The organism is Sphingomonas sp. (assembly GCF_036387535.1).
GTDB lineage: Bacteria > Pseudomonadota > Alphaproteobacteria > Sphingomonadales > Sphingomonadaceae > Sphingomonas_R.
Genome location: NZ_DASVTO010000102.1, coordinates 22354 through 32195, shown reverse-complemented (window position 1 = coordinate 32195; position 9842 = coordinate 22354). Strand labels below are relative to the sequence as shown.

Sequence of the window (9842 nt, the reverse complement as noted above, 5' to 3'; positions counted from 1 at the left end):
CATCTTCACGCTGCAAAAGCAGGTACGGCGCGACCAGCGACCACTCCTCGGCGCTGACGTCAGACGGATACGGCTTGCGGAAAATGCTCATCCAATACTGGATGAATCACACCCGCTTCCAAGTCCATAACAGCCTCTAGGCGGGCGCCCGACGCCTGATCAGCACGCGCACGCTGTCGCGCTTGTGGCTAAATAGATTGTCCATAATCACTAATCGCTGGGGCGGAGATCGGGCATGAGGACCTGACTAACATAGGCTTCGGACCAGTTGCCGTTGATCGGCCAGTCGAGTGCCATCGGCGCGACCATCCCGGTCATGCGCAGCCCGGCAACCAGCGTGGTCGTCTTGCGATGCCCGTGTGGGTAGCCCATCCGCAGCCGCTCGCTCCGGCGGCAGCGGCCGTGGCTGCGTGTCATATTGGTGGCTGTGCACGTCTCGTCGATGAAGACCAGCCGCTGGGCATCGAGATTGAGTTGCCCTTCGATCCATGCCTCGAACTGGCTCAGGACGTCAGGGCGGTCCTGCTGGCATGAGCGATCTTTTTTGCGCGCGATCCCATGCCGGTGCAGCATCGAAATCGCCACCGTCACGCCCGCTACGCCCAGTTCGCGCGGTAACTCGTCCAGCGTGATGTCAAGGCGTGCGGCGTGCAGCGCCAGAACCATGATACGGAGCGACCGTGTGTCGCGCCCTGCGGCTTGGCGGCATAGCCGCCAGTGTGGCGACGCTGGTCGTGCCAGCGGATCACCGTAGAGGCCGACTCTCGGAACCGCTTCGCCGCAGCCCGGCAGTTCACCCCTTCATCAACCGCGGCCAGTGCCCGCAAACGCAGATCGATTCATAACGGCTTGCACATCCATACTGACCTCCACCCAACCAGCACCCTGAATCAGATCCGCACCTTCAAGATCCGCACCTTCATAGGAATCCCCGATTGACTCACAGCCGGAAGAAACCGCTCTAAAGCGGGATATTCACCTGATCACAGGTCACCATCTTCCCGGCGGTGCGTCCGTCCTTTAGGTTCGCGGCCACGGTGTTCCGGAATGGCGTTCGAAGCGGTGACGGATTGCACATCGCACTTGGGGATCAAGATGGTGGATATGACTTCGGCTTCTGCTTGTTCAGCTCGCCCCGCCTGGGCACGGGTCGGTCGTGGCCCGGCGATCTTGCTGCTCGCATGTGGGTTGTCGGCCTGCGGCGGCGGCGGCAAGGTGACGCTGCCCGCTCCGCCGTCCGTCCCGATCGCGCTGTCCACGCCGCCGCCGGCCCCGGCCATTCTGGTCGCGACGCCGGGTCTCAGCGCGGCGCAGCGCACCGCGCTGATTTATGATCTGCTGAATGCCGGACGCGCGGATCAGGCGCGGATCGAAATCCTGCGCCTGATGTCGGACTATCCGGACAACAAGGTCGCGGCCGATCTGCTCCAGCAGGTTCAGGCCGACGCCAAGACACTCTACGGCAGCGACAGCTTCGCGTATGAGGTCAAGCCCGGCGAGACCTTTCCGATCCTCGCCTCGCGATATCTGGGCGCCGGATCCAGATTTTACGGTCTGGCCCGGTACAACGGCATCGCCGTGCCATCCTCGCTGCAACCGGGGCAGACGATCATGATCCCGGGCCGCCCGCGCGCGCCGGCCGTCATCCGCGAACCGCGCCGCCCGCGGCCGCCACGCGGCGGGATCGCGCCCGGTACGGCCGAAGGAACGCCGCCACCCGCGGCCGAGGCGCCGCGCGCTGATCCCGCCCGTGCCGCTCGCCTGCGCCGTGCGGGACTGGAACAGATGGCGGCCGGTTCGATCGGCCGCGCCGTCGGCTTGCTACAACGTGCCGCCGCGCTCGACCCGGCCAACGCCGCCATTGCCGCCGACCTCGACCGTGCCCGCCGCATCCAGTCCACCGTCAACAGCCGCCAATAGGGTGCGGCGTTTCGAGGAACTGGTCTTGCAGCAAAGCCCAGGACACCAGCCCCGGGTGGATTGGGATATAACCGGACCGGTCCGGCCTTAGCGATAGTCCCCCGGCCCCACCAGGGTATGATCCTCGTCCTCGTCGTGCGGCCAGGTCTTGGCCGACGGCGAGGCGACCGCCTCAGGCTCAGGCTCAGGCTCAGGCTCAGGCTCAGACTGGGCCTGCACCACCAACACCGGTTGCGCGGCCGGGGGTTCGACGCGGGGTCCGGTGGCGTCCGCCGGCATGGCGATCTGCGTTCCCGAAAGTGGATCGTCCTCTTGCGGCGGCAAAGGCGGGACCGGCCGGTCAGGCACCACCGCGCTCGGACCGGTTACCGGCGATGTCGACAGCGCGACCGACGCCGGTCCTGGCGTTTGCACCACCTCCTCCATCAACAGCGCTTCGGCAGAATTCAGTCGTTCCTCCATCGATTGCGCCACCATGTTGACACCATCGAACAGCTCGCCAAATTCGTCCCGCCGATGATGCGAAATCCGGAAGTCGAGATTGCCGCGTGCGACTTCCAACAAGGCCGACCGCAACCGGCGGATCGGCTGTGCCAGCAGCCGCGCGGTCAGGAAAGTGCCGCCTGCCACCGCGCCGATCGTCACCACCGCCAGCAACAGCAGCATCCATTTCGACAGGTTGAGCGCGGATTCTAGTTCCGCCTTGCTCACGCCGACATCGACCTTCCCGAACCCCTGCCCTGCATACAGGATCGGCCGCACGAAACGGTAGCTGCGGCTCCCAGTGGTGCTGATCTGGATCATGCCGCGCCGGGCGACGATCGGTTCTCCGGTCGCCGCGCGATAGGGTTTGCCGACCAGTGCCGGGTCCGTGGCGGCCCGCACGATCCCGCCCGCATCCGCAACGATGATATGGCGCACGTTCGGGTCTGTCGATGCGCTCTGCACGAACGCCTCCACGGGTACCCAGTCCTGGCGGTCGGGCGGCAGTGTCGCATTGTCCGCGGCACGCAATGCGGCATTGTTCGCAACGAATGCCGACACCGCGCTACCCGCCGTCAGCGCGACCTGCTCCATCGCCTGCCGCTGTCGCACCAGCACCGTGCCGACTGCGATCGCCAGCACGATGCTGGTGATCAGCGCCAGGATCAGCGTCAGTCGCACCTGAAGCGGCAGATAGCTGCGCCGCGCCGCTGCTTCCGCCGACACGGCCTTGCTGACCGATAGCTCCAGCCGCAGCGCATCCGCCAGCCGCCGCCCATCGGCGAAGCGCATCGCCGGCTGCTTGGCCATCGCCTTCTGGATGATGAACTGCAACCCGCGCGGCGTTTCCGGGGCAATTTCGGACAGCGGCGCCGGGTCGGCATGCGCGATCTGTGCGGTCAGCGTCGCTGCGCTCGCGCCCGGAAACGCCCGCTGCCCCGATGCCAGTTCATACAGTACGACGCCAACGGAAAAGATGTCGCTGCGCCCGTCGAGATCCCGGCCCATCGCCTGTTCCGGGCTCATGTAACGCGGCGTCCCGACGATCTGGCCGATCTGCGTCTTCAGGCTCTCCCGCTCGAACAGCGGATCGGCCTCGGCCACGCGCGCAATCCCGAAATCCAGCAGCTTGATCGTCTTGCGATCGGGCGACAATATGATGTTGGACGGCTTTACGTCGCGGTGCACGACGCCCTGCGCATGTGCGTAATGCAGCGCATCGGCCAGTTGCACCCCGATGTGCATCGTCTCCGCCGGTGTCACCGCACCCCGCTTCATCACTTCGGACAGCGGTTCACCGTCCAGCAATTCCATGACGATGAACGGATATCCGTCGATCTCGCCCACGTCGAACACCGTGACGATCCCGGGATGCGACAGCGCGCCCGCCGCCTGCGCCTCCCGCAGGAACCGCACGGCATATTCGCGGTCCTGGCGATATTCCGCCTTCAGCACCTTGATCGCCAGCGGACGCGAGATGTGGGGATCATAGGCGCGATAGACATCGGCCATGGCGCCCTCGCCGATCTGTTCCTGTATGCGGTATCGTCCGACCAGTTCCAGCAACCGCTCGACCCCTTCTCCAGCGATGATTTTCGGCTACCAGATCGCCATGCCGCTGACTAGGCTCGCGGGTTGACCGCGCCGGATCAACTGGATAGCGACTTGCCCATCGGATATTCGCTGAGGTGCGACGGCGTTGGACGACCGCTACGGAATTGCCGCGATGCTGATCCCGATCGCCGATGATGCGACCGGCGTCGGCGCGGATCCGCGTGGCGGCGGACCGAATGCGGAACTCTATCTGCGGCTGAAGGATCTGCGCGCCACCGCACGCGGGGCGGAGCGCGAGGCGATTGCGGCGGGCGACCCTACGCTCGCGCCGCTCCAGGCTGGCCTGCGTCATTGGGTTGCCGTGATCGACGACGGCACGCGGTATATCACCACGTTTTCGAAGGATCTGCAGGTCGCATCCTGGATCGCCGAAGCTTGGCTCCGAACCGATTCCTTTGCAGGCATCGCCTCCGGCTTTGCGCTGATGGCGGGGCTGATCGAGCAGTTCTGGGATGCCGGCCTCTATCCGGTTGAGGATGAGGACGGGGTGGAAACCCGACTTGCGGCCTTGTTCGGCCTGTTCGGTCGTGGGGATCAGCCGCTCCTGCTGCAGCCCATCAAGCTGCTGCCGCTGTCGGACGTCGGCGATCCGCCACCGGCGCTCTGGACGGCGGAGGTCGCGCGCGCGGTCACGGTCCGCCACGACGATCCGGAAATGCGCGAGCAGTTGATGGATCGCCGCAACAAGACGATCTCGGCGATCGGCGACGATATCGCACGGGCCACGCCGGCCTTCATGCGCGCGATCATCACGGCATTGGAAGCCTCTTTGGTCGAACTCGACCGGCTGATGGGAGCGATCGACGAACGTACCAGCCTCGGCCGCTTCGGATCGCAGGTCGCGCAACCGCTAGAGGCCGCGCTCGGCCTATTGCGCGAACATGGCCGCCCGGCGCCTGCGGACAATGATGCCGCGGAGACGCCCGTAACGCCGCAAGGCGATGATACTCCGGTGGCGCAGGCGCCGAAACGGGCCGATCCTGCGCATGATCGTGCGACCGCGCTGGCGACCTTGTCCGAGATTGCGGCCTTCTTCGAACGCACCGAACCGCAATCGCTGACCGGATCGAGCTTGCGAGAAGTCGTGCGACGCGCCAACCTGCCACTTGATATGTTGATGGCGGAGCTTCTGCCGTCGTCGGAGCAGCGGACCATGTTCCTGCTCCGCGCCGGCATCAAGACCAGCCGCGACGATACTGACTCCTACTAGGGGAACGACCAATGCAGAGCGTCCATGACAAGCTGAAGCGGGTACGCAAGCCCCGCGTCCACATCACCTATGATGTCGAAACCGAAGGCGCGGCCGAGGTCAAGGAACTGCCGTTCGTCGTCGGCGTGATGGGCGATTTCTCGGGTGATCCGACCGAGCCGCTCAAGCCATTGAAAGAACGCAAGTTCATCCAGATCGACCGTGACAATTTCGATCAGGTCATGCGCCGCATATCGCCCGGCCTCCGCATGCGCGTCGACAATACGCTGAAGGGTGACGGCAGCGAACTGGCGGTAGACCTGAAATTCGAATCGATCGAGGATTTCGAACCCGGTCGCGTCGTCAATCAGGTCGAACCGCTGCGCAAGCTGCTCGAAACCCGCAACAAGCTGCGCGACCTGATGTCGAAGGCGGACAGTTCGGAACAGCTCGAAACCCTGCTCGAATCGATCCTGCAGGACGAGACCCAGCTTGCCGCGCTGCGTGCCGAATTGGGTACGTCTGCTCCGGGAAAGGAATGATCCATGGCCGATAACAGCATCGCCGCCCCGGGCGCGACCGCGGGTACGACCACCACCCACTATGCCGACGGCAAGAGCCTGCTCGATCAGGCGATCGGCGCCACCCGCCAGACCGAGCCGGATCAGGTCGAGGCGCTGTTGCGTGCGCTGACCGATCAGGCGTTGGAAGGCACGGTCAGCTTCTCCAAGAACCTGACCGTGACGATGCGCGATGCGATCGACGCGATCGATCGGCAACTGTCGACCCAACTCGCGGCGATCATGCATTCCGAGAAGTTCCGCACGCTGGAAGGCACGTGGCGCGGGCTGCACTATCTGGTCATGAACAGCGAGACCGGGCGCGATCTCAAGATCCGGGTCATCAACGCCAGCAAGAAGGATCTGGCGCGCGATCTTGAAAAGGCGGTCGAGTTCGACCAGAGCACGCTGTTCAAGAAGATCTACGAGAATGAATTCGGTACCCCCGGTGGCGAGCCCTATAGCGCGCTGATCGGCGACTATTATTTCGGTGCCGGTCAGGAGGATATAGAACTGCTGCGCAACATTTCCGGTGTTGCGGCCGCGGCGTTCGCACCGTTCATATCGGCTGCGGGGCCGCAGATGTTCGGGTTCGAGAATTTTGAGGAGCTATCCAAGCCGCGTGATCTGGCCGAAAAATTCCAGGCGACGGAATATGCGAAATGGCGCGGCTTCCGCGACACGGAAGACGCGCGCTTCGTCACGCTGACCATGCCGCGCGTCCTCGCACGCCAGCCTTACGGATCGGAAACCCGGTCGGTCGACTCCTTCAATTATGAAGAAGCACCGATCGCCGCCGACGGCGCGCCGCGCGCGATGGCGCATGACGATTATTGCTGGATGAACGCCGCCTACGCGCTGGCGACCAAGATGAACGCCGCTTTTTCCGAAACCGGTTGGACCACCGCGATCCGCGGGGCGGAGGGCGGCGGCAAAGTTTCCGATCTGCCGACGCATCAATTCGTGTCGGACGATGGCGACCTGTCCGAACAATGCCCAACCGAAATCGCGATTACCTCGCGCCGGGAAAAGGAGCTGTCCGATCTCGGATTCCTGCCGCTGTCGCATTATAAGAACACCGATTATGCGGTGTTCTTCGGTGCGCAAACGACGCAGAAACCGAAGAAATATGATCGGCCGGAAGCGACCGAGAACGCCGCTATCTCCGCACGCCTGCCCTACATCATGGCCAGCTCGCGCTTCGCCCATTATCTGAAGGTCATGGCGCGCGACAAGATCGGTTCCTTCATGGAGATCGACGATGTCTCGTCCTGGCTGAACCGCTGGATCCTGAACTATGTCAATGCGGCCGAGGGTGGCGGTCAGGAGATCCGCGCCAAATTCCCGCTGCGCGAAGGTCGGGTGGAGGTGACGGCGGTCCCCGGCGCGCCGGGCAGCTATAACGCTGTCGCCTATCTTCGCCCCTGGTTGCAGATGGAGGAGTTGACCGCATCGTTGCGGCTGGTAGCGCGTATTCCGCAGAAGTCCTGATGCACGCTGGTGCTTGACGCGGTCGCTCCGCCGAACGCGGCGGCAGATGGTCAGTCGCTCCGCCGCCGCATCGATCGGGCGATCGCCACGATCGATGCGGCGCTGTCGGAACAGCTGAACCGCATCCTCGCCCACCCCCGCTTCGCCGCGCTCGAATCGGCGTGGCGCGGGGTGGCCTGGCTGGCGCAGGAGGTTGGGGCCGACGGCATGACGCGGATCCGGCTGCTCGATGCCCGCTGGCCGGAAATCGCACGCGATCTCGAACGCGCGGTGGATGTGGATCACAGCGCGCTGTTCGATCATCTCTACAGCCAGGAATATGACATGCCCGGCGGCGTGCCCTTCTCGCTGCTGCTCGGCCTCTACGCCATCCGCCACCGCCCCTCCCGCACCGCGCCGGTCGATGATATCGCGGTGCTGCGCCTGTTGTCCCGCGTCGCCGCCGCGGCGTTCGTGCCGGTCATCCTCGATGCCGCGCCCGCGCTGTTCGGTATCGACGACATGGCCGATCTCGATCTCCGACAGTCGCTGGTTCCCGGCTTCCGGCAGGAAGAATATCTCCGCCTGCAATCCTTTCAGCAAAGTCCCGACGCACGCTTCGTCGGTATCGTCGCCCCTCGCATCCGCCTGCGCGGCCCCTGGGCGGGGCGCGCGGTCGCCCGCTGCGGCTTCCGCTACGAACCCGATCCGCGCAATGTCCTGTGGGGGCCGGGCGCCTTCGCCTTCGGGCATATCTGCCTGCACGCGTTCAACGATTATCGCTGGCTGGCGGCGATCCGCGGCACGGTGCGCGATCATCTCGGCGCCGGCGTCGTCGCGACCTTGCCCGTGGCGGATTTCGCGACCGATGCGCCGGGCAAAATCGTCCGTTTCCCTTTGGAGGTGCATGTCTCCGAAACGCTCGACCGCGAAATGGCGGATGCCGGCTTCCTCTGCCTGCGCCGCGTCAAGGGCACGCCCTGGATCGCGATCCACAACATGCCGTCGCTGCATCGCCCCGCCGGCGCCTATGCGACCGAAATCGCGCGCACCAACGAACGGCTCGGCGCGATGCTCAACTATATCCTCTGCGTCTCGCGCTTCGCCCATTATATCAAGATCATCGGCCGCGAATGGATCGGCGCCTTCCATTCCGCCGACGAATGCGAACGCCGACTCCAACGCTGGCTGAACGGCTTCACCAGCGCCGGCGACGATCTCTCGTTCGAAACCAAGGCGCGCTATCCGTTGCAGGAGGCGCGGATCGCGGTCCGCGACGTGGTCGGCAAGCCGGGCTCCTATGAATGTCAGGTCGCGCTCAAACCGCATTTCCAGCTCGACCAGGCGATTTCCGAATTCCACCTCGTCACCATCATCCAGGAGCCGCGTGGCGCATGACAGACCGAACCGATCCCACCGGTCCCGCCGCGCTGATCCGCGCCGGCCGGCTGGATGAGGCCCGCGCCGCGCTGGTCGCCCGGGTCAAGGCCGCCCCCGCCGACGCGCGCCCGCGCCTCGATCTGGCCGAACTGCTGATCATACTCGGCGATTATGAGCGGGCCGACACCCATGCCGATGCCGCCTCCACGCTCGATCCCGCGATCGCGCTGCCGACCGCGCTCACCCGCCAGCTGATCCGCGCCGCGACCTGGCGGCGCGAGACGTTCGAACAGCGCCGCCCACCCGAACTCGTCACCGATCCCGATCCCGCTACGGTGGCCGCGATCGCCCGCCTCGCCGGCGCCCCTGCGGTCGATGCGGACCCGGCCGACACGGCCTTGGTCGTCGATGGCACCCCCGCCATCCTGCGCGACCTCGATGATCGCACCGCCGGCGTACTCGAAGTGCTGACCAGCACCGGAAATTATATCTGGGTTCCCTACGCCCAAATCGCGGCGCTCCGCATCGCGAAGCCCGGACGCCTGCGCGATCTGATCTGGCGGCAGGCGGAGTTGGACGTCGTCGGCGGCCCCAGCGGCGTCGTCTATCTGCCCGCGCTCTATTATGCCGCGCCGGACGAACAGACCGACGCCCACCGCCTCGGCCGCGCCACCGATTGGATCGAAACCGGCGACGACGCGCGCGGCATCGGCCTGCGCACCTTCCTGGTCGGGGACGACGCGTGCAGCTTGGACGAAATCACCGAGATCGCGGCCGTCGCCTGACATGGCCAACGGCTCGCTCCTCGATCGGCTGATGGACCGCGGCGACGGCGACCGGCTGTCGCTCGGCACGCTGCGCGAACATCTGCGCCGCGATCTGGAAGCGATGCTCAACAGCCGCCGGCACCTGCTCTCCTGGTCGCCCGATCTCGATCAGCTCGATCAGTCGCTGCTCAACTACGGGCTCGACGACCTGTCGAACGAAGCGCTGTCGTCCAGCGATTTCCGCGCGCGGTTCGTGGAGGATGTCGAACGGCTCGTCCGCCGGCTGGAACCCCGGATCGGCCGGTTCGAAGTGGAAATCCTGCCCAATGCCGACGAACTGGATCGCACCCTCCGCTTCCGGATCAGCGGCGTCGTGATCCTGTCGGGCGAGCGGCAGGAGCTGCATTTCGACAGCCATGTCGATCCCGTCCGCGCCCAACTCGTGATGCGGGGCTGACC

8 protein-coding genes and 1 pseudogene are annotated in these 9842 nt (G+C 65.3%); 7 read left to right on the top strand and 2 right to left on the bottom strand.

Going from position 1 to position 9842, the window contains the following annotated elements; translation table 11 throughout:
- Window positions 1-166 precede the first annotated feature (166 nt).
- A pseudogene (locus tag VF649_RS09565) lies at window positions 167-839 on the bottom strand (transposase); the annotation flags it as partial.
- 331 nt (window positions 840-1170) lie between these two features.
- On the opposite strand from VF649_RS09565, the gene VF649_RS09560 reads away from it, so the two are divergent.
- Window positions 1171-1920, top strand: a complete 750-nt coding sequence (locus VF649_RS09560) for a LysM domain-containing protein (protein ID WP_331011731.1) — start codon at window positions 1171-1173, stop codon at window positions 1918-1920.
- 87 nt (window positions 1921-2007) lie between these two features.
- Here VF649_RS09560 and VF649_RS09555 read toward each other — a convergent pair whose 3' ends face one another.
- Window positions 2008-3969, bottom strand: coding sequence for a protein kinase domain-containing protein (locus tag VF649_RS09555; protein ID WP_331011730.1), 1962 nt, complete (start codon window positions 3967-3969; stop codon window positions 2008-2010).
- 133 nt (window positions 3970-4102) lie between these two features.
- On the opposite strand from VF649_RS09555, the gene VF649_RS09550 reads away from it, so the two are divergent.
- From VF649_RS09550 to tssE, 6 genes are read left to right on the top strand one after another with little or no spacing between them, the layout of a single operon-like run.
- A complete protein-coding gene (locus VF649_RS09550) occupies window positions 4103-5227 on the top strand; it encodes an ImpA family type VI secretion system protein (RefSeq protein ID WP_331011729.1) in 1125 nt (374 codons plus the stop codon).
- A gap of 11 nt (window positions 5228-5238) precedes the next feature.
- Window positions 5239-5748, top strand: coding sequence for a type VI secretion system contractile sheath small subunit (tssB, locus tag VF649_RS09545; protein WP_331011728.1), 510 nt, complete (start codon window positions 5239-5241; stop codon window positions 5746-5748).
- A 3-nt stretch (window positions 5749-5751) separates the two neighbouring features.
- Entirely contained in the window at window positions 5752-7257 is a 1506-nt protein-coding gene (gene tssC, locus VF649_RS09540) for a type VI secretion system contractile sheath large subunit (RefSeq protein WP_331011727.1), read from the top strand.
- A gap of 9 nt (window positions 7258-7266) precedes the next feature.
- Window positions 7267-8634 (top strand): type VI secretion system contractile sheath large subunit, encoded by a 1368-nt coding sequence (tssC, locus tag VF649_RS09535; RefSeq protein WP_331011726.1) that lies wholly within the window; start codon window positions 7267-7269, stop codon window positions 8632-8634.
- A complete protein-coding gene (locus VF649_RS09530; protein WP_331011725.1) occupies window positions 8631-9401 on the top strand; it encodes a type VI secretion system accessory protein TagJ in 771 nt (256 codons plus the stop codon). The genes tssC (VF649_RS09535) and VF649_RS09530 overlap by 4 nt, the downstream gene beginning before the upstream one ends.
- Window position 9402: 1 nt before the next feature.
- Window positions 9403-9840, top strand: a complete 438-nt coding sequence (tssE, locus tag VF649_RS09525; RefSeq protein ID WP_331011724.1) for a type VI secretion system baseplate subunit TssE — start codon at window positions 9403-9405, stop codon at window positions 9838-9840.
- The last annotated feature ends 2 nt before the right edge of the window (window positions 9841-9842 follow it).

Excerpts from the sequence above, each read along its gene's own strand:
- VF649_RS09530 (WP_331011725.1), top strand. The coding sequence starts at position 8,631 with ATGACAGACCGAACCGATCCCACCGGTCCCGCCGCGCTGATCCGCGCC.
- tssC (WP_331011727.1), top strand. The coding sequence starts at position 5,752 with ATGGCCGATAACAGCATCGCCGCCCCGGGCGCGACCGCGGGTACGACC.
- tssE (WP_331011724.1), top strand. The coding sequence starts at position 9,403 with ATGGCCAACGGCTCGCTCCTCGATCGGCTGATGGACCGCGGCGACGGC.
- tssB (WP_331011728.1), top strand. The coding sequence starts at position 5,239 with ATGCAGAGCGTCCATGACAAGCTGAAGCGGGTACGCAAGCCCCGCGTC.